Origin of the sequence: Arthrobacter sp. 49Tsu3.1M3, from assembly GCF_900168135.1 — a bacterium.
GTDB lineage: Bacteria > Actinomycetota > Actinomycetes > Actinomycetales > Micrococcaceae > Arthrobacter.
Window position 1 is genome coordinate 75,429 of the sequence record NZ_FUZD01000012.1, and the last position, 19,820, is coordinate 95,248.

Annotated in this window: 17 protein-coding genes; all 17 read left to right on the forward strand. The window is 68.1% G+C overall.

From position 1 onward, the window contains the following. Positions 1–129: 129 nt before the first annotated feature. The 17 genes from mraZ (at position 130) to B5X90_RS13780 (ending at position 19,670) form a co-directional block, all read left to right on the forward strand. Positions 130–558 (forward strand): division/cell wall cluster transcriptional repressor MraZ, encoded by a 429-nt coding sequence (gene mraZ, locus B5X90_RS13700; protein WP_028275887.1) that lies wholly within the window; start codon positions 130–132, stop codon positions 556–558. 208 nt (positions 559–766) lie between these two features. Then, positions 767–1,765: a 16S rRNA (cytosine(1402)-N(4))-methyltransferase RsmH gene (gene rsmH / locus B5X90_RS13705; RefSeq protein WP_079553921.1), complete on the forward strand. Its 999-nt coding sequence runs from the start codon at positions 767–769 to the stop codon at positions 1,763–1,765. Next, a complete protein-coding gene (locus B5X90_RS13710; protein ID WP_079553924.1) occupies positions 1,762–2,448 on the forward strand; it encodes a hypothetical protein in 687 nt (228 codons plus the stop codon). The genes rsmH and B5X90_RS13710 overlap by 4 nt, the downstream gene beginning before the upstream one ends. 41 nt (positions 2,449–2,489) lie before the next feature. After that, positions 2,490–4,295, forward strand: coding sequence for a peptidoglycan D,D-transpeptidase FtsI family protein (locus B5X90_RS13715; RefSeq protein ID WP_079553926.1), 1,806 nt, complete (start codon positions 2,490–2,492; stop codon positions 4,293–4,295). Between the two features lie 163 nt (positions 4,296–4,458). After that, on the forward strand, positions 4,459–6,144 hold the full coding sequence (locus tag B5X90_RS13720) for a UDP-N-acetylmuramoyl-L-alanyl-D-glutamate--2,6-diaminopimelate ligase (protein ID WP_079553928.1): 1,686 nt from the start codon (positions 4,459–4,461) through the stop codon (positions 6,142–6,144). A gap of 6 nt (positions 6,145–6,150) precedes the next feature. Next, complete coding sequence (gene murF, locus B5X90_RS13725; RefSeq protein WP_079553931.1) at positions 6,151–7,758, forward strand: UDP-N-acetylmuramoyl-tripeptide--D-alanyl-D-alanine ligase; 1,608 nt, start codon at positions 6,151–6,153, stop codon at positions 7,756–7,758. Next, positions 7,755–8,864: a phospho-N-acetylmuramoyl-pentapeptide-transferase gene (mraY, locus tag B5X90_RS13730; protein ID WP_028275881.1), complete on the forward strand. Its 1,110-nt coding sequence runs from the start codon at positions 7,755–7,757 to the stop codon at positions 8,862–8,864. The genes murF and mraY overlap by 4 nt, the downstream gene beginning before the upstream one ends. Next, positions 8,846–10,447: a UDP-N-acetylmuramoyl-L-alanine--D-glutamate ligase gene (murD, locus tag B5X90_RS13735; RefSeq protein ID WP_079553933.1), complete on the forward strand. Its 1,602-nt coding sequence runs from the start codon at positions 8,846–8,848 to the stop codon at positions 10,445–10,447. Before mraY ends, murD begins: the two co-directional genes overlap by 19 nt. Before the next feature lie 2 nt (positions 10,448–10,449). After that, entirely contained in the window at positions 10,450–11,994 is a 1,545-nt protein-coding gene (gene ftsW / locus B5X90_RS13740) for a putative lipid II flippase FtsW (protein ID WP_079553935.1), read from the forward strand. Positions 11,995–12,004: 10 nt separating this feature from the next. After that, on the forward strand, positions 12,005–13,162 hold the full coding sequence (murG, locus tag B5X90_RS13745; protein ID WP_079553937.1) for an undecaprenyldiphospho-muramoylpentapeptide beta-N-acetylglucosaminyltransferase: 1,158 nt from the start codon (positions 12,005–12,007) through the stop codon (positions 13,160–13,162). 4 nt (positions 13,163–13,166) lie between these two features. Continuing rightward, positions 13,167–14,567, forward strand: a complete 1,401-nt coding sequence (gene murC / locus B5X90_RS13750) for a UDP-N-acetylmuramate--L-alanine ligase (protein ID WP_079553939.1) — start codon at positions 13,167–13,169, stop codon at positions 14,565–14,567. Next, positions 14,560–15,462 carry a cell division protein FtsQ/DivIB gene (locus B5X90_RS13755; RefSeq protein ID WP_079553941.1) on the forward strand — a complete coding sequence of 301 codons (903 nt, stop codon included), beginning with the start codon at positions 14,560–14,562 and terminating at the stop codon, positions 15,460–15,462. Before murC ends, B5X90_RS13755 begins: the two co-directional genes overlap by 8 nt. Before the next feature lie 254 nt (positions 15,463–15,716). Next, positions 15,717–16,934, forward strand: coding sequence for a cell division protein FtsZ (ftsZ, locus tag B5X90_RS13760; protein ID WP_079553943.1), 1,218 nt, complete (start codon positions 15,717–15,719; stop codon positions 16,932–16,934). 114 nt (positions 16,935–17,048) lie between these two features. Beyond that, on the forward strand, positions 17,049–17,807 hold the full coding sequence (locus tag B5X90_RS13765; protein WP_079553945.1) for a laccase domain-containing protein: 759 nt from the start codon (positions 17,049–17,051) through the stop codon (positions 17,805–17,807). After that, entirely contained in the window at positions 17,800–18,606 is an 807-nt protein-coding gene (locus tag B5X90_RS13770) for a YggS family pyridoxal phosphate-dependent enzyme (protein WP_079554008.1), read from the forward strand. Before B5X90_RS13765 ends, B5X90_RS13770 begins: the two co-directional genes overlap by 8 nt. Before the next feature lie 87 nt (positions 18,607–18,693). Next, positions 18,694–19,224: a cell division protein SepF gene (locus tag B5X90_RS13775; protein ID WP_026266243.1), complete on the forward strand. Its 531-nt coding sequence runs from the start codon at positions 18,694–18,696 to the stop codon at positions 19,222–19,224. Positions 19,225–19,361: 137 nt separating this feature from the next. Continuing rightward, on the forward strand, positions 19,362–19,670 hold the full coding sequence (locus B5X90_RS13780) for a YggT family protein (RefSeq protein ID WP_018772353.1): 309 nt from the start codon (positions 19,362–19,364) through the stop codon (positions 19,668–19,670). Positions 19,671–19,820: the final 150 nt, after the last annotated feature.

A 19,820-nucleotide genomic window follows, 5' to 3' on the forward strand; every position in this document is an offset into this window, starting at 1 on the left:
CCGCAGAATTGTCTAAACATCCCGGGCGTGTCGTTGACTGTGGAGCGATGTGGAGTAATGTGGAGGACGTAAGAGGGTAGTGGCAGCACAGGGGACGTTGGACTTCCTAAAACAGACAGGCGGTGGGCCGTGTTTCTCGGCACACATTCGCCGCGTCTGGATGAAAAAGGTCGAATTATCCTCCCCGCGAAGTTCCGAGAGGAACTTGCCAGCGGACTGGTTCTCACAAGGGGCCAGGAGCGTTGCATCTACGTCTTCAGTGAGGCGGAATTCGGCCGGGTTCACGAGCAGATGCGGGAGGCTCCAATTTCCTCCAAGCAGGCACGTGACTACATCCGTGTTTTCCTCTCTGGAGCCTCGGACGAGGTACCTGACAAGCAGGGGCGCGTGACGATTCCGCCGGCGCTCCGGGAGTATGCGGGTCTTGGCCGGGAACTCGCCGTCATTGGCGCAGGATCCCGGGCAGAGATCTGGGACGCCCAAGCCTGGAATGAGTACCTGGCCGAAAAGGAAACTGCCTTCTCGGAAACAGACGACGCCATCCCGGGGATTCTCTGAACCCCCCTGATCCACCAGCAAACAACGTTCCTTGATCGAGATCTCCAGCCGCCCATCCGGTTGTTGTCCTGGCTCACTTCCCCGGAGCCAGGCCGGCGCAGGATAGGCGCGGATGGGGATCTGGACCAAGGAACGTTGCGTAAGAGCAGTACCAAGCAAAGCGCAGCCAGCAAAGCGCAACCAGCAAGGCCAACGAAAGGACGAAGGCATGACGGATCCCGACCAGGCGAAGCCGACGTCCGAACGCCATGTACCGGTCCTCAAGGACCGGTGCATCAATTTGTTGGCCCCCGGCATCGAGGCCGCACGGAGCCGTGGCGAGACCCCCGTGGTGATCGACGCGACGCTCGGCATGGGCGGACACTCCGAGGCCCTCCTGGAGCGCTTCCCCGACCTTCACCTGATCGGCATCGACCGCGACGAGGAAGCCCTGGCACTGGCGGGGGCCAGACTGGCGCCCTTCGAGAACCGGACCGACCTCGTTCACGCCGTCTACGACGAAATCCCGGACGTCCTCGAAGACCTGGGCTTCACCGAAGTCCACGGTGTGCTCATGGACCTTGGCGTCTCGTCGCTCCAGCTGGACGAGCGGGAGCGCGGCTTCGCCTACTCCTTCGACGCGCCCCTGGACATGCGGATGGACACCAGCCGGGGCCAGACGGCCGCCGACGTCGTCAATAACTACAGCGAAGAAGAACTCGTCCGGATCATCCGGAAATGGGGCGAAGAGAAGTTCGCCGGCCGCATCGCGAACAGGATCGTGGCCGCGCGCGCCGAAAAGCCCTTCACCACCACCGGCGAACTGGTCGACCAGATCCGGGCCGTGGTGCCCGCCGGTGCCGCCAAATCCGGCGGCCACCCCGCGAAGCGCACCTTCCAGGCGCTCCGGATCGAGGTCAACGAGGAACTGGACGTCCTCGAGCGCGCCATCCCAGCAGCGATCGAGGCCATCGCCCTCGGTGGCCGCGTGGTGGTCATGTCCTATCACTCCCTGGAAGACAAGATCGTCAAGGGCTTCTTCCAGGCCGGATCGAAGTCCTCGGCCCCGCTCGGCTTCCCGGTCGAGCTCGAGGAGCACAAGGCCGAACTCAAAACCCTGACAAAGGGCACCGAGGTACCCACCGCCGCTGAAATCGCCGAAAACCCCCGCGCAGCTTCCGCCCGGCTGCGCGCCGTCGAACGCATCAAAGCCAGGAGAGCCGCATGAGCACCGCCGCCGTCAACAGCTACCCCGTTGCCCAGGGCGCCACTGCCCGTGCACTGCCCGGCCTCCGCCCCGGCCTTGACCAGCCCCGCAAGGCACGCACCCCGCTGTCGGTGGTCCGCTCCGTGCCGCGCAAGCGCCGCGCACCGTTCGTGGTGCTCTGCTTCGGGCTCCTGGCGATTGCCCTCATGGCCGTGCTGGTCCTGAACATCTCCGTCTCCTCCGCCCAGTACCAGCTGGTCCAGCTCCGCAGTGAACAGACCACACTGACCAAGCAGAACCAGGACCTCACCCAGCAGGTGCAGAACTTCGACGCCCCGCAGAACCTGGCGGCCAAGGCCACTGAACTGGGCATGGTGGCTTCGGTCGCGAAGGGCCAGATCGACCTCTCCACCCTCAGTGTCACCGGCAAGGCCAAGCCGGCCGTCAAGGGTGATGCTCCGGGTGCCGTCATCGCCGCACCGGCCGTCGCCGGACAGCTCACGGTTGTCCCGCCGGCCACGGAGAACGAGCCTCTCGCCCAGCGCAAGGCGGCGGACACCACACCCGCAGACACCAAACCGGCGGACACAGACAAGGCGCCGGCCGCTGCGAAGCCCGCACCCGCACCCAAACCCGCCGCCCCCGCCGTGGAACTCCACGGCGGCTCGGTTCCCGCCCCCGCGCAGAAGACCCCGGGGCAGTAACGTTCACTGACCACCAGCAAGGCAAGCAGCAAGGACTCACCGTGGCGAAGAACTCCGGCAGGGCAAGCAAGGCGAAAGCCCCAAACCCCACCCGGCGGCTCCGCGTGGGGCTGGGCATCATGCTGGCGCTCCTGCTCGTGGTTGGCGGCAAGCTGTTCATGGTCCAGGGCCTGGACATCGGGGGCCTGGCTGAGGCCGCCCTCAACAACAGGCTCACGCCCACCGTGCTGCCCGCAGAGCGCGGCAGCATCCTCGATTCCTCCGGCGCCGTCCTGGCCAGCAGCGTCATCCGCTACAACGTCGTGGTGGACCAGACAGTCAACACCAAGACCGAATCCTTCCGCCGGTTCGAGACCATCAACGGCAAGGACGAGCTCGTCAAGGTCACCCGGGACCAGGGCATCTCCGAACTCGCCGCCGTGCTCGGCATGGACCGCGGCACGCTGCGCGATGCCCTGACCGGAACCCAGCGCTACTACATCGTGGCCAAGGACCTGAAACCGGACGTCGAGGACAAGGTATCCAAGCTGCAGATTCCCGGCATCGTCACCGAAGGCACCAGCAAGCGGGTCTACCCCAACGGCTCCGTGGCCGGCGGAATTGTCGGTTTCCTCAAGGACGGCAGCACCGGACAGGCGGGCCTCGAGCAGACCCAGGACGACGTACTCAAAGGCACACCGGGCAAGCGGCTGTTTGAAATCGGCGCCGACGGACTGCGCATCCCGGTGGGCGTGGACCAATTGACGCCGGCGGTGAACGGCAAGGACATCAAGCTCACGCTGAATTCGGACCTGCAGTACTTCTCCCAGCAGGCGATCCAAAGCCAGAAGGACAAGCTCAGTGCCGAGTGGGGCGTGATTGTGGTCCAGGACGTCAAGACCGGCAACATCGTGGCCATGGCCGATACCGACTCCCCGGATCCGAACGACCCCGGCAAGGTTGCCGCCGAGGACCGCGGGGTCCGGGCCGTCACCGCCGCCTACGAGCCCGGCTCGGTGGAGAAGATGATCACGGCCGCAGCGGCCATCCAGGAGGGGAAGTCCAGCCCGCTGGACAGGTTCACCATTCCACCGACCTATACCGTGGACGGCCAGACCTTCAGCGACGCGTTCGAACACGGCACCGAGCAGCGGACGCTGGCAGGCATTGTCGGCTACTCCATGAACACCGGCACAGTCATGGTGGGCCAGCGGCTGAGCAAGGAACAGCGCTATGACTGGCTGCGGAAGTTCGGCATCGGCGAGGCCCCCGACATCGGTCTGCCCGCCGAATCCAAGGGAATTCTGACCCCGTCCGACCAGTGGGACGGGCGCCAGCAGTACACCGTGCTTTTCGGCCAGGGCGTCGCCCAAACCACCCTCCAGACCGTCCGGGCCTACCAGAGCATCGCCAACGACGGCGTGATGCTCCAGCCGCGCCTGATCGACAGCTACATCAACCCGGACGACGGTGCCGAGGAAAAAGTCCCGGCCAAGGCCCCTCAGCAAGTCGTCTCCAAGGAGACGGCCAAACAGGTCCGCGACATCCTTGAGAGCGCCGTAACCGAGGGCGAGATCAAAGAGGCCGCGATCGACGGGTACCGGGTGGGCGCCAAGACCGGCACCTCCGAATCGCCCTGCGACGACGGCAAATCAGGGTTCTGCGGCTATACAGCCTCCATCATCGGAATGGCGCCCATGGACGATCCGCGGTTTATTGTTGAGGTGGTCCTGCAACGGCCCAAGGGAAGCATCTTCGGAATCACCAACGGACCGGTGTTCCGTTCGGTGATGAGCCAGACGCTGCGCACATTCAACGTCCAGCCCTCCACCGGCGAACCCGCGCGGCTGCCGCAGTACGCCAAGTAGCGCCTGTTCCACCTGGCACGCGGAAGTCACGAGCCGACGCCACACCCATTGCCTGCGCGCCGGAGCATTTCCGCGTGCGCAGCTCCCGATCTACCAGTGCCCGATTTTTTCAGTGCCCGATATTTTCAGTGCCCGATCCACTAGCACCACAACGGAGATCCACTTGTCAGAGCTCACCGACCCCGATGCTTCCGCGCCGTCCGGCCATAACTCCACCCAGGGCTTCCGGCCCACTGCGGTTGCCGCAGTGCCGCTGGCAGCCATCGGGGCGGCGATCGGCGTCGCCGTTCCCGGTGCGTCCGGCTCCGTCCAGGTCACCGGGATCTCCCTGAACTCCCGGTCGGTCCGCCCGGGAGACCTGTATGTGGCCCTGCCGGGCGCCACACGGCACGGGGCCGACTTCGTGTCCCAGGCCGTCGGCGCCGGCGCCGTGGCGGTCCTGACAGACGACGCCGGGGCGCGCCTGCTGGCCCTGGGCCATGACATCGCCGTCCCGGTGCTGCTGGCCGGCGAGCCGCGCAGCGTGGTCGGCCGGCTGTCCGCGCTCATCTACCAGAGTAGGCCCGACGGCGCCGGGGCACCGGCCCTCTTCGGGGTGACAGGCACCAACGGCAAGACCACCACCACCTATTTCATCAACGCCCTGTTGCGGGCGCTGGGCAAGCGGACCGGGCTGATCGGGACAATTGAGATCCTGGCCGGCGGGGAGCCGATCCCGAGCCTGTTGACCACGCCCGAATCCACGGATGTGCACGCCCTTCTGGCGCTCATGCGCGAACGCGGGCTCGATGCCGCCTCCATGGAGGTTTCCTCGCACGCCGTGTCCTTCCACCGGGTCGACGCCGTCGTGTTCGACGTCGCCGGCTTCACGAACCTCACCCAGGACCACCTGGACCTGCACGGGACCATGGAGGAGTACTTCCAGACCAAGGCCCGGCTGTTCACGCCCGAACGCGCCCGCGCCGCCGTGGTCACCATCGACGACGACTGGGGCCGCAAGCTTGCGGCCGCCGCCGAAATCCCGGTCACCACCCTGGCCACGGCCGGGACCGACGGCGCCGGGCAGGCCGACGCCGGCCGGACCGCGGACGGGAACGCGGACTGGACCGCCGACTGGACTGTGGTCCGGACCGTTCCGCGGGGCCTCGGCTCCGACTTCGTCCTCCGGCACCGCGACGGCACCGAGCTGCGCGTCCACACCTGCCTGCCGGGAAGCTTCAACGTCGCCAACGCCGCGCTGGCCACGGTGATGGTCCTCGCCGGCGGCCACGAGCCGGCCGCGGTGCAGGCCGCCCTCGACGCCGCGGATCCCTTCACCGTTGCCGTGCCCGGCCGGATGCAGCTGGTGTCCACGGCCCCGGCGGCCGTGGTGGACTTCGCGCACAACCCCGACGCCCTGGCCCGTGCCCTCGCAGCCGTCCGGTCCCCGGAACCCGGATCCAAAGTGATCATCGTATTCGGCGCCACCGGACAGCGGGACCAGGGCAAACGCCCCGCGATGGGGGCCATCGCGGCGCGGCTGGCGGACACCGTGATTGTCAGCGACGACGATCCCCACGACGAGGACGCGGCGGCCATCCGCGCGGACGTCCTTGCCGGGGCCCTGGCGGCCAAGGACGACGAAGGCCTGGACTGCACGGTCCTGGAGGTCTTCCCGCGCGACGCCGCCATCCTGAAGGCCGTAGAGCTCGCCGGAGCCGGGGACACCATCCTCGTGGCCGGGCGCGGGCACGAGGTCTGGCAGGAGGTCAAGGGAGTCAACCTGGCACTGGATGACCGGGTGGAGCTTCGGAACGCCTTGACAGCACGGGGATTCACCGTTCTCGAAGACCACCGGATAGAGTCCTAAACCGAGATGATTGCATTTACAGCGGCGGAAATCGCCGACATAACCAACGGCCGGCTCGCCGCGGAACCGGGAATCACCCCCGCCTCCGTGGTGACCGACTCCCGCGAGGCCACGGCGGGTTCCCTCTATGTGGCCAAACCCGGAGAGAACGCAGACGGGCACGACTTCGTCGGCGCAGCCTTCGACCGGGGCGCCGTATTGGCGCTCGTGGAGCGCGAAGTGGCCGACGCCGCCGGAACCGACTATCCCGCCGTCGTCGTTGAGGACGCTGTCCTGGCCATGGGCGCGCTGGCCGCCGAAGCCGTCCGCCGGATCCGCGCCAGCCGCGCGGCGGCCGGCGCCGCTTTCACCGTGGTGGGCATCACCGGCTCCGCCGGCAAGACCACCACGAAGGACCTGCTCGCCGGAATCTTCACGGCCGCCGGCGCCGAAGGTGCCACGGTCGCGCCGCAAGGGTCCTACAACGGCGAGATCGGCGTGCCGCTCACAGTCTTCAAAGCCGACTTCGACACCCGCTACCTCGTCATCGAGATGGGCGCCACGGGCATCGGCCACATCCAATACCTCGCGGACATGGTCCGGCCGGAGATCGGCGTCGTCCTCGGCGTCGGCTCCGCCCACGCCGGGGAGTTCGGCGGCGTCGAGAACATCGCGGTCGCCAAGGGCGAACTCGTGGAGGCGCTCCCGGCCGGGGGCACCGCCGTGCTGAACCTGGACGACTCCCGCGTCGCCGCCATGGCCACCCGGACCCGGGCACGCGTGCTCGGCTACACCTCCCGCGAGGCCGGCGCGGCCGGCACCGCCCAGGACAATACCCTCCAGGCCGAGGTGGTGAGGGCCGCGGACGTGGAACTGAACGCCGACGGCCACCCGGAATTTGAGCTCTACCTGCCCGCCGACGTGACGGCACAGCAGGGACCAACCCCGGAGGGGAAGGCACAGGACGGGAAAGCCCCGCAAGGGCCAACCCGGCACCACGTCGCCGCCAAGCTGATCGGCGCCCATCACATGGCCAACCTCCTCGCGGCGGCGGCCGCGGCCCACGCCGCAGGCATCCCCGGCGCGCAGATCGCGGCCTCGCTCAGCGCGCAGACCGCCGCCAGCCGCTGGCGGATGGAGCGCACGGAGCGTCCCGACGGCGTGACCGTCATCAACGATGCCTACAACGCCAACCCGGAGTCCATGCGGGCTGCACTGCGGACGCTGGCCGAGCTGGGCCGCGGCCGCCGCACCTGGGCGGTCCTGGGCGCCATGCTGGAACTGGGCCCGGATTCCATCCGGGAGCACATGGCAGTCGGCACCCAGGTGGTGCGGCTGAACATCTCCCGGCTCGTCGTGGTGGGCAGGGAGGCCCGGTCGCTGTATGTCTCCGCCGTCAACGAAGGCTCCTGGGGCGACGAATGCGTTTTCGCCGAGACGGCCGACGAGGCCTACGAGCTTCTCCAGGCCGAGCTCCAGCCGGGCGACCTGGTCCTGTTCAAGTCATCGAACGGCATCGGGCTGCGCCACTTGGGGGATCGGATAGCATTACCCCCACATGCCACCCAAGACTCTCCCGAGCGACCTGCTGAGGGAACTGCCGCAACCGCCACAGAAGGGAGTGCACAGCTGTGATTGCACTGCTGATGGGCGCCGGAATGGCGCTGCTCCTCGCGTTTGTGGGCACCCCGCTGTTCATCCGGTTCCTGGTCCGCAAGGGCTACGGACAATTCATCCGGGACGACGGACCCACCTCCCACCACACCAAGCGGGGCACGCCCACAATGGGCGGCACCGTTGTGGTCGTGGCCGTCCTGGTCAGCTACGGGCTCACGCACCTGATCATGTGGATGATGAACCCGCACTCACCGGGGCCAAGCGCCTCCGGGCTGCTCCTGCTCTTCCTCATGGTGGGCATGGGGCTGGTCGGATTCCTGGATGACTTCATCAAGATCTCCAAGCAGCGCAGCCTGGGCCTGGACGCCAAGGCCAAGCTGATCCTCCAGGGTGCCGTTGGCATCATCTTTGCCGTGCTGGCGCTGAACTTCCCGAATGCCGCGGGCCTGACCCCGGCGTCCACCCAGATCTCGCTGGTGCGCGATATTCCGTGGCTTAACCTCGCGTTCGCCGGAACCGTCCTCGGCGCCATCTTGTTCGTGCTGTGGTCCAACCTGATCGTCACCGCCGCGACCAACGGCGTGAACCTCACCGACGGCCTCGACGGCCTGGCAGCCGGCGCTTCCGTCATGGTGTTCGGGGCCTACACGCTCATGGGCATCTGGCAAAGCAACCAGGCCTGCGGATCCCCGAGGCAGGCCGGCAGCGGCTGCTACTCGGTCCGCGACCCCCTGGACCTGGCCCTGCTGGCCGCCATCCTGAGCGCGGCGATGGTCGGGTTCCTGTGGTGGAACACCTCGCCCGCGAAGATCTTCATGGGCGACACCGGCTCCCTTGCCATCGGCGGCGCCGTCGCTGCCTTCGCGATCCTGTCCCGCACCGAACTGCTGCTGGCCTTCATCGGCGGGCTCTTCGTCCTCATCACGCTCTCGGTCATCATCCAGGTGGGTTACTTCAAAATCACCAAGGGCAAACGGTTCTTCAAGATGGCACCGCTCCAGCACCACTTCGAACTCAAAGGCTGGGCCGAAGTCACGGTGGTGGTCCGGTTCTGGATCCTCTCCGGGTTGTTTGTCGCCGCCGGCCTGGGCATCTTCTACGCCGAATGGGTGGTGCTGCTGTGACCGGTCCCATCCCCGCCCCGCTCACCACCTCGCCCCGGCTGCAGGGGCTCACCACGTGGGATTCCGACTGGGCCGGCCTGCGCGTCGTGGTCACCGGCATCGGCGTCTCCGGCTTCGCCGCGGCCGACACCCTCATTGAACTCGGCGCCCGGGTGGTGGTGGTGGACGCCGCCACCAGCGCCAAGGCACTGGCCCAGGCCGACACACTCCGGATCGTCGGTGCCGTGGACGTCCTGCTGGGGGAGGAGGCGGTGGAGTCCGTTCCGAAGATCGACGGGCAGAAGCCGGACCTGGTGGTCACGTCCCCGGGCTGGCGCCCGGACCAGGCCCTGCTCGCCGCGGCGGCGCGGGCGCACATTCCGGTGTGGGGCGACGTCGAGCTCGCCTGGCGGCTCCGCGAACGTGAGGGCCGCAAGACTGCCGACTGGCTGGCCATCACCGGCACCAACGGAAAGACCACCACTGTCGGCCTGACCGAGTCCATGCTCCAGGCCGCCGGCCTGAAAGCGATCGCCGTAGGCAACGTCGGAACCCCGATCCTGGACGCCCTGCGCGATCCCGTGGACTACGACGCCTTCGCGGTGGAACTGTCCAGTTTCCAGCTGCACTGGAGCCACTCGGTGTCGCCGGTGGCCAGTGTGTGCCTGAACGTCGCTGAAGACCACGTGGACTGGCATGGCTCCTACGCCTCCTACCTGGCCGACAAAGCCAAGGTCTACGCGAACACGCAGAAGGCCTGCATCTACAACGCCGAGCAGATCGAGACCGAACGCATGGTCGAGGACGCCGACGTGGTGGAAGGCTGCCGGGCCGTGGGATTCACCACACTGACCCCGGCGATCAGCAGGCTCGGCGTTGTGGAAGGGCTGCTCGTTGACCGGGCGTTCATCGCCGAACGCAAGGACAGCGCGGCCGAACTCGCCTCGATCGCCGACCTGGGACCGGTGGCGCCGCGCCACATGGTGGCCAACGCGCTGGCAGCCGCTGCCTTGGTCAGGGCCTACGGGGTGGAGCCATCGGCTGTGCGCCAGGGCCTGCTGAACTACCTACCGGGAGACCACCGGATCCAGCTGGTGGCCCGGCATCAGGGTGTGCTGTGGATCAACGATTCCAAGGCCACCAACCCGCACGCCGCCGCCGCCTCGTTGTCCGCGTTCCAGAATGTGGTGTGGATCGCGGGAGGCTTGTCCAAGGGCGTGAATTACGACTCCCTGATCCAGGAACAGGGCAGCCGGCTCAAGGCCGTGGTCCTGATCGGCGCGGACTCCAGCGATCTGCAGGCCGCCCTGAAGCGACACGCGCCGGATGTCCCCGTGATCGGGCAGGGCAAGGGCGAGACTGAAGACGTGCAGACTGCCGGTACGGCCAAAGCCGACGCAGGCCCTTCGCCGATTTTCGGCGAGACTGTGATGGCCCAGGCCGTTGCCTCGGCGGCGCAGCTGGCCGCCTCCGGGGACACTGTGCTGTTGGCCCCGGCGGCTGCTTCCATGGACCAGTTCTCTTCCTATGCTCACCGTGGCGATGCCTTCATCGAAGCTGTCCGCGAGCTCGTGGAAGGGCAGGCTCAGACCAGCGAGGAGTAACAATGGTCAGCACGCCCACACGTACGACGGCGGCACGGCCCGCCGCAGGCGGGGTCAGTAGAGGCGGGGCCACCAGTGGCACGCCCGCCGGCCGTCCGGCCCCTTCGGCGGCAAGGCCAACGGCCGGCGGCCCGGCCGTCACCCCCGCGGCCCGGGTGCGTGCCTGGAGCCGCGGATTCTGGTCGGCCCTGGAAGGTACCGGCAAGTCCCGCAACGGATCCACGTACTACCTGATCCTTGGCTCCACCCTGGCGCTGACGGCTATCGGGATCATGATGGTCCTCTCGGCCTCCAGCGTGGAAGCCATCGCCGCGGGGGAGTCGCCGTACTCGGCCGCCCTCAAACAGGGCGGATTCGCCGCGATTGGCGTCTTCGCGATGCTTGTCCTTTCCCGCGTCAACGTCGTCTGGCTCAGGCGCTTCGCCTGGCCGCTCATCTTCCTGGCCATTGCACTGCTGGGCCTGGTCCTCCTCGTGGGACGCAGCGCGCTGGGCAACCAGAACTGGATCGACGTCGGTCCGTTCACGTTCCAGCCCTCCGAAGCCGCCAAGCTTGCCCTCGCGCTCTGGATGGCTACCGTGCTTGACCGCAAGGCCAAGCTCCTCCACGAATGGCGCCACGCGCTCATTCCGGTCGTGCTCCCGGGCGCCATTGCGGTCCTTGGCCTCATCCTGGCCGGAAATGACCTCGGGACGGCCATGATCGTGATGATCATCGTGGCCGCCGCCCTGTTCTTCGCCGGCGTGCGGCTGTACCTTTTCGGCTTCGCCGGGGCGGTCCTGGCCCTTGGCGCGACGATCCTCGCCGTCACGAGCCCGAACCGGATGTGCCGCATCCTGTCATGGACGGGCCAGACCTGCGCCGACGGCTCCGACCTGAACTACCAGTCCACCAACGGCCTGTACGGGCTCGCGTCTGGCGGCTGGTTCGGCGTCGGACTGGGCCAGAGCCGGCAGAAATACAGCTGGATCCCGGAAGCGCACAACGACTTCATTTTCGCGATCATCGGCGAGGAACTCGGACTGGTCGGCACGATCGTCGTCCTGGTCCTGTTCGCCATCCTCGGCACCGCCATCTACCGCGTGGTCGTCGCCCAGCACGATGTCTTCCACCGCGTCCTGGCCGGCACGATCATGGTCTGGCTGCTCGGCCAGGCCAGCGTCAACATGGCCGTGGTCACCGGGCTGGCACCGGTGATCGGTGTCCCATTGCCCTTCATTTCCTATGGCGGCTCTGCCCTGCTGATGTCGCTGTGCGCAATCGGCGTCGTCCTGTCCCTGGCCCGGGCCCAGATGGACCCCGGCATGCAGCCGAAGAAGATGCTCAGGTTCGGCCCGGCCGCCTTCGCCAATTCAGTCCGGAGGGCCCGCGCTGCCCGGGCTGCAAAGACTGCCGCCAGCCGGTCCGCCGCCAGCACGGCCTCCAGCCGGTCCGCCGCCCGCACGGCAGCCCGCCCCAAGGCCCCCTCAGCCAAGAGCCCCACTAAGAGCCCCACCAAGGCCCCCGCAAGCAAGAGCCCCGCCGCCAAGAACCGTACGAAAGCGTAAACAGCCCTTCATGAACACCGAGTCGCCCTTGTCCGTGGTCCTTGCCGGCGGCGGAACCGCCGGCCATATCAGCCCGCTGCTGGCCATCGCCGGCGCCCTCCGGCAGTCCCGCCCCGGAGTGCAGCTCCTGGCTGTCGGGACCCCCGGGGGAATGGAAGCGCGGCTCGTCCCGGCGGCCGGCCTGGACCTTGCCACCATCAGCCGCGTCCCGCTCCCGCGCAAGCCTTCCGCGGACCTGCTCCGGCTCCCGGGCCGGATGGCCGCTGCCGTGAAGCAGGCGGGTTCCATCCTGGACGAGGCAGGCGCCGACGTCCTGGTGGGGGTCGGCGGGTACGTGTGCACACCGATGTACCTCGCTGCCCGGCGCCGGAAGATCCCGATCGTGGTCCACGAGGCCAACACCCGTCCCGGCCTGGCCAACCGCGTCGGCGCAGGCCTCGGCGCCCACGTGGCAGTGGCCTTCGCCGCGACCAAGCTGGGCCGCGCCGCCCGGCACGTAGGCATGCCCATGCGCCCCGAAATTTCCGGCCTCGACCGCGCGGCCGCCCGGGCCGGTGCACGGCAGGCGCTCGGCCTGGACGCCAACCGGCCGACGCTCATCGTCACGGGCGGGTCCTCGGGCGCCCAGAGCATCAACCGCTCCCTCGCCGCGGCCGTAGGGGCCCTCGCCGACGCCGGAGTGCAGACCCTGCACATCACCGGCCGGGGCAAGTCCGTCCACGACGCCGACGGCAAACCGCTCGCCGCGCCAGGCTACCGGCAGGTGGAGTACGTGGACGGCATGGAAACCGTCTACGCCGCGGCGGACCTGCTGCTGGCCCGTGCCGGAGCCGCCACGGTCTGCGAGGTGGCCGCCGTGGGCGTCCCCGCCGTCTTCGTCCCGCTGCCCATCGGCAACGGCGAGCAGGCGCTGAACGCCGCCGGCCTGGTCGCCGCGGGAGGCGCATTGATCGTCGATGACAAGGCCTTCTCCGCCGACTGGATCAGCGGGAACATCATTCCCCTGCTGCTGGACACGGACAGGCTGGCCCGGATGGCAGCCAGCTCCGAACGGCTCGGCATCCGCGACGCGGACCGGCGCATGGCCGATCTCATCCTCGAAGTCGCGTCCTCGAACGAGCACAGCGGTAACCGACACCGCACGAACCAGCACGGCAGGAAGCAGTAGAGCAATGACCCAGCCCCAACACGTCACCCATGCCCTGGAATCCCTCGGCCGCGTGCACTTCATCGGCATCGGCGGCGTCGGCATGTCCGCCGTTGCCCGCATCATGGTGGCCCGCGGCATCCCGGTGAGCGGCTCCGACGCCAAGTCGCTGCCCGTCATGGCGGACCTCGCGGCCGCCGGGGCGCGGATCGCCGTCGGCTATGCTCCCGGCAATCTGGAAGACGCCCAGACGGTGGTCGCCGGCTCCGCGATCCGGCCCGACAACCCCGAGCTCGCCGCGGCCCGTGCCGCCGGACTGCCGGTGCTGCACCGCTCCGAGGCGCTGGCTGCCACGATGGCGGATGACACTGTGGTGGCAGTCGCCGGGACGCACGGCAAGTCCACCACGACCTCCATGATCACCGTGCTGCTGCAGGGCGCCGGGCTGGACCCGTCCTTCGCGATCGGCGCCAACGTCCCGGCGCTCGGAGTCAACGCGGCGCACGGCACGGCGGGCATCTTCGTCGCCGAGGCCGACGAGTCGGACGGCTCTTTCCTGAACTACCGCCCCACGATCGCCGTGGTGACCAACGTCGAGCCGGACCACCTGGACTTCTACGGCACCGCCGAGGCCGTGTATGCCTCCTTCGACAGCTTCACGGCCCTGCTCCCGGCGGACGGCGTCCTGGTGGCGTGCGCTGACGACCCCGGGGCCAGGGCGCTGGCCGAACGCACCCTGGCCCGCGGCAACACCCGCGTGGTGCTTTACGGAACCGCCGAGGACGCCGCCGTCCGGCTGCACGACGCTGGACCTAACCGGATGGGGATCTCGACGACGGCGGGCACGTTCGGCGTCGAACTCCAGGTTCCGGGCCGGCACAACGCGCTCAACGCTGCCGCCGCCTTCGCTGTGGCGATCGAACTCGGCGTCGCGCCCGACGCCGCTGCGGCGGCACTGGCACACTTCTCCGGCGCCTCGCGCCGTTTCGAGTTCAAGGGGGAGGGCCGCGGCGTCCGCATCTACGACGACTATGCCCACCACCCCACGGAAGTCCGCGCCGCCCTGTCCGCGGCACGGGCGGTCGCCGGGGAGCATAAGGTACACGTGCTCTTCCAGCCGCACCTGTTTTCCCGGACCCGCGAATTTGCCCGCGAGTTCGCCGAAGCGCTCAACACGGCGGACACGGCCCTGGTCCTGGACATCTATCCTGCCCGCGAGGATCCCATTCCAGGCGTCACCAGCGGGCTGATCGCCACACACCTGGGCCCAGGCGGCCGCCTTGTCGGACCCGACGGGGAGGCCGTGCAGGCAGTGCTGGCGGCCGCCGGACCCGGGGACATCGTGCTGACCGCCGGCGCCGGTGACGTCACGGCCTACGGGCCGCTGATTGTCGAGGCCCTGACGGCGGAGGCCACCGGTGCCTAGCGCCAGGCGCCCCACCTACCGTGGCGCATCCGGCACCGGCGGGTCCGGCTCCCGGCCGCCGGCCGCCGGGACGGGCACGGATGTCATTTCCGCGTCCAAGACCGCCGCGGACACCGCCGCCGGCCCGGCCCGCAATCCGCAGAACCTGCAGGGCACCGCGGACAACGGGCCCGGGAAGGTGCTGTCCTTCCCCGAGCCCAAGGGCAAGCGCCGCCGGCGGATCCTGCTCAGCACCATCGGCATCGTGTCCGTGCTGATGGCGGGCATCGTCGCGGCCGCCGTCTACTCGCCGGTCCTGGCCCTGCGCACGGTCACAGTGGAGGGTACAAAGATGCTGCACCCGGATCAGGTCCAGGCCGCCCTCGCGCCCCTTCAGGGCAAGCCGCTGCCGCAGATCAGCGAGGAGGAGGTCGCCGCCCTGCTCAAGCCGCTGGTCCAGGTCAAGGACGTCACCGCGAAGGCGCTCCCGCCCGCCACCTTGCAGGTGCACGTCACCGAGCGCATTCCCGTGGCCCTGGTCAAGCAGGGCAAGACATTCCAGCTGGTGGACGTCGACGGCGTCCAGCTCAGCACTACCGCCGATGCCGCGTCGGTATCGCTGCCGGTGATTGACGGCGGCAGCGGAACCCTGCCGAAGGACCTGTTCCAGGCCATCACGGCGGTGCTGGGCGCCCTGCCGGCGGATGTGCTGGCGCGGCTCTCCAACGCCTCTGCCGCGTCGGCCGACGCCGTCGAACTCAGACTCGTCGACGGGCAGACAATCGTCTGGGGCAACGCGGGGGAGAAGGAGCTGAAGGCACGGGTCCTTTCTGCCCTCCTGAAGGTCCCGGCCGATCCCAAAAACCCGGTGAAGGTCTACGATGTCAGCGTGCCCCGGCACCCTGTCACGCGGTAGCCGGCAATCGGATCCGCCGCGGCCAGGATGTCCAGCGGACGTCCAGCTGCCCGCGGGACTACTTACAGGGGCTATTTGCCCGGTATTCGCGCGACACGCGGCGCCGGTTATTGAATGTCCCCTGCATAGGAAATACCGTCACAGACATGAGTTACTTGACATAACTATAACCTTCAAGTCGAAGGTTAAGGTTCAAAGCTTCAAGCAGGACTCGATCAGTTTTCGCATTAGTACACGAACAAGGGACACGTAACGTGGCAGCTCCGCAGAATTACTTGGCCGTCATCAAGGTCGTCGGCATCGGCGGCGGTGGCGTGAACGCAGTCAACCGCATGATCGAGGTCGGTCTTCGCGGCGTCGAATTCATCGCCATCAACACCGATGCCCAGGCATTGTTGATGAGCGATGCCGACGTCAAGCTCGACGTCGGGCGTGAGCTGACCCGTGGACTCGGTGCTGGCGCGAACCCTGAAGTTGGCCGGCAGGCCGCGGAGGACCACGCCGATGAAATCGAAGAGGTCATCCGGGGCGCAGACATGGTCTTCGTCACCGCCGGCGAAGGCGGCGGCACCGGCACCGGCGGCGCCCCCGTCGTCGCCCGGATCGCCCGGTCCCTTGGCGCCCTGACCATCGGCGTCGTGACGCGCCCCTTCACATTCGAAGGCCGCCGCCGTGCCGGTTCCGCCGAGGCCGGCATCGACGCCCTGCGCGATGAAGTCGACACCCTGATCGTGATCCCGAACGACCGACTGCTCTCCATCAGCGACCGCAACGTCTCGGTCCTGGACGCGTTCCGTTCCGCCGACCAGGTCCTGCTCTCCGGTGTCCAGGGCATCACGGACCTCATCACCACCCCCGGCCTGATCAACCTCGACTTCGCCGACGTCAAGTCCGTCATGCAGGGTGCCGGTTCCGCGCTGATGGGCATCGGTTCTGCCCGCGGCGAAGACCGCGCCGTGAAGGCCGCGGAGCTGGCCATCGCCTCCCCGCTGCTGGAAGCATCGATCGACGGCGCGCACGGCGTGCTGCTGTCCATCCAGGGCGGCTCGGACCTTGGCCTCTTCGAAATCAACGAGGCAGCCCGCCTGGTCCAGGAAGTCGCCCACCCGGAGGCCAACATCATCTTCGGCGCGGTGATCGACGACGCCCTCGGCGACGAGGCACGCGTCACCGTCATCGCCGCCGGCTTCGACGACGTCAAGGCCACCTCGCCGTCCATGGACCAGTCCCTGCCGGCCGCGCCGCAGCGGCCCGCGACCGCCGCCCCCGCGCCGGCGCAGGCACCCGCCTCCGCCCCGGTCCAGCCGCTGCACGCCACCGTCGGCGCCTCCGGCTACGGCGGCTGGGGCCAGCAGCGCCCCTCTGCCGTACCGGCCGATTCGGGCTTCGACGTCGACCTTCCGGCCGTCGTGGAGCCGGACCTGTCCGGCCGGCACTCCGATGACCTGGATGTCCCGGACTTCCTCAAGTAAATAGTTCCGCTCCAGCATGGCACCGCCGTCCGGCGGTGCCATGCTGCTTTGCGGCGGGTTACGGTGGATTGTATGAACGCAGGTATTCCGGACATGTTGATGGCGGTGTTGTGATTGTTTTGCTGGCGGGCTGAAGTCCGGCCGGGCGTGTGGGTGGCTTTCACCGACGCCGGAGCCGGGAACCTGGCACTGCATGTCGGTGACGACCCCGCGGCGGTCCGCCGCCGGCGCGCGGCGCTCGAAGCGGCCGCCGGGCTCGGCGGGCGCTCCTTCCGGTACATGAACCAGGTCCACGGCAGCGACGTCGCCACCATCCTTGGGTCCACGGCCGCGGACGCCGCGGGCGAAGGTCCCGCCGCGCCCACGGCCGACGCCATGGTCTCCCTGACCGAGCCGCTGGCGGTCCTGGTGGCGGACTGCGTGCCGGTGGTGCTGGTCGGCGAGGATCCGGCCGGGGCGCCGGTGCTGGGCGTCGTCCACGCCGGACGGCCGGGCGTCGCCGCCGAGGTGGTGCCCGCCGCCGTGGCCCGCCTCCGGGAGCTCGGCGCGGACCACATCAGCGCCTGGGTGGGCCCTTCGGTCTGCGGGGGCTGCTATGAGGTCCCCGGCAGCCTGCGCGCGGACGTTGCCGCGGCCGTGCCCGCCACCTGGTGCACCACCTCCGCCGGCACCCCTGGCCTGGACCTGCCGGCCGGAGTGCGGAGCCAGCTGGAAGCTGCCGGCGTCGCGATCGAATACTCCGGGGGATGCACCCTCGAGGACGACACCCTCTTTTCCTACCGCCGCGACAGCCGCACCGGCCGCTTCGCCGGGCTGGCTTGGACGGACGGCACACACGGGACTGACGGGAAAAAGGCGCATGGCCATGACTGAACCGGCGAAGCGCCCCGACGCACACGCCGTCGAGCCCGGCACGGCGCCGGGGGAGAACCATGGGGGCCGAACGGACGCGCTTGAAGGCCCCCGCCTGGCCCAGCTGGAGGCGAACCTGGCGGCCGTCCGCCGCCGGATCGGCGCCGCCGCGGCCGCCGCGGGGCGGCAGGCGGCGCCACCGCGCCTGATCGTCGTCACCAAATTCCATCCTGCGCAGGACGTCCGGCGGCTGGCGTCGCTGGGGGTCACCGACGTCGGGGAGAACCGGGACCAGGAGGCCGCGGACAAGGCGGCGCAGCTTCAGGACCTTGGGCTGAGCTGGCACTTCATCGGCCAGCTCCAAAGCAAGAAGGCGAAATCCGTGGTGAAATACGCCACGTCCGTGCACTCCGTGGACCGGGAAGCCGTGGCCTCGGCCCTGGCCAAGGCGATGGCTGTCGAAGCCGACCGCACAGGCCGCCCGCCGCTGGACTGTTTCATCCAGGTCAGCCTGGCTGAAGACGAAGGAGCGCACCGCGGCGGCGCGGCCCCCGGCGAAGTCCCCGCGCTGGCCGAACAGGTCGCCGGTGCCCACGGACTGAGGCTCGCCGGCGTCATGGCCGTTGCCCCGCTCGGGGCGGACCCGGCGGCTGCCTTCGAAAAGCTGGCGGGCATTTCCGGGCGGCTGGCCGAACAATTTCCGTACGCCACGGGAATATCCGCCGGCATGAGCCAGGACCTCGAAGAGGCCGTCCGCTTCGGGGCGACACACCTGCGCATTGGCTCCGATATTCTCGGTCCGCGTCCGGCCCTGCGGTAAGTTCGACATATTGGAAGGTAATGGCGGGGATTCCAAGGCTGTCTAGTCACTAAGCGGCCCGCTTACGGACAAGATTAGGAGTCGACCATGGCTGGCGCTCTGCGCAAGACAATGATCTATCTTGGGCTCGCCGACGGCGACGAACACTACGAGTCTGAGCACCCCACACCGCACAAGGATGAGGACGAATCCATGGAGCAGGACCGCGAGGAACGACGTGCTCCGGCGCCCGTCCGCGAGGTTCCCCGGGAAGAGCCTCACGCCGCTGAAGAGGAATATCGCGCACCTGTGACACCCATCAAGCGTGCGGCATCGAGCCGCGAAGAGACCACCGGACTCCGGCAAATCACGACCATCCATCCGCGGTCGTACAACGACGCCAAGCTCATCGGCGAAAGCTTCCGCGACGGCATCCCCGTCATCATGAACGTCACCGACATGGGCGAGGCCGACGCCAAGCGCCTCGTGGACTTCTCCGCCGGTCTTGTTTTCGGCCTCCGCGGCAGCATCGAACGGGTGACGAACAAGGTCTTCCTGCTCTCGCCGTCCTACATCGAAGTCATCGGCGACGACAAGAAGGTCAGCGAGACGCAGGCGAGTTTCTTCAACCAGAGCTAGGCCCGAATATTCGGTACGGATGCCAGGCGGGGACACCTGCCTGGCATCCGTGCGGAATTATCCGTGTTGAAATAGAAGTGACACTTTCCTTAGGACACTTCGGTATCCGGAATGAACATGGAGATATGAGTTAGCTCATGGGAATTGTTTTGGGGCTCGTCTATATCGCTCTGTTGCTTTTTTTCGTGGCATTGATCATCCGCCTGGTCTACGACTGGGTGCAGATGTTTGCCCGAAGCTGGCGGCCGCGCGGTCTGGCACTCGTGACCGCCCATGCTGTGTATTCGGTCACGGACAAGCCCCTCAAGCTGCTCCGCCGGCTCATCCCGCCGCTGCGGCTGGGCGGAATGTCGCTGGACATCGGCTTCCTGCTGCTGTTCGTGGCCGTGAGCGTGGCGATGTGGGTCGTCAAGGGCCTGGTGTACGCCCAGCCGATCGCAGCATAGGCCGCAGCCGCAGCCCGGCAGCGACCTGTCCGGCCCTGGCCCAAACCGAAAGAAAACTCCGGTTTGACACTGCGGTGTTGAATTAGAGGAACCAGACCATATTTAGGTACCGTAGTTTTGACGGCCGGAAGGCCTACTGACTAACTAGAC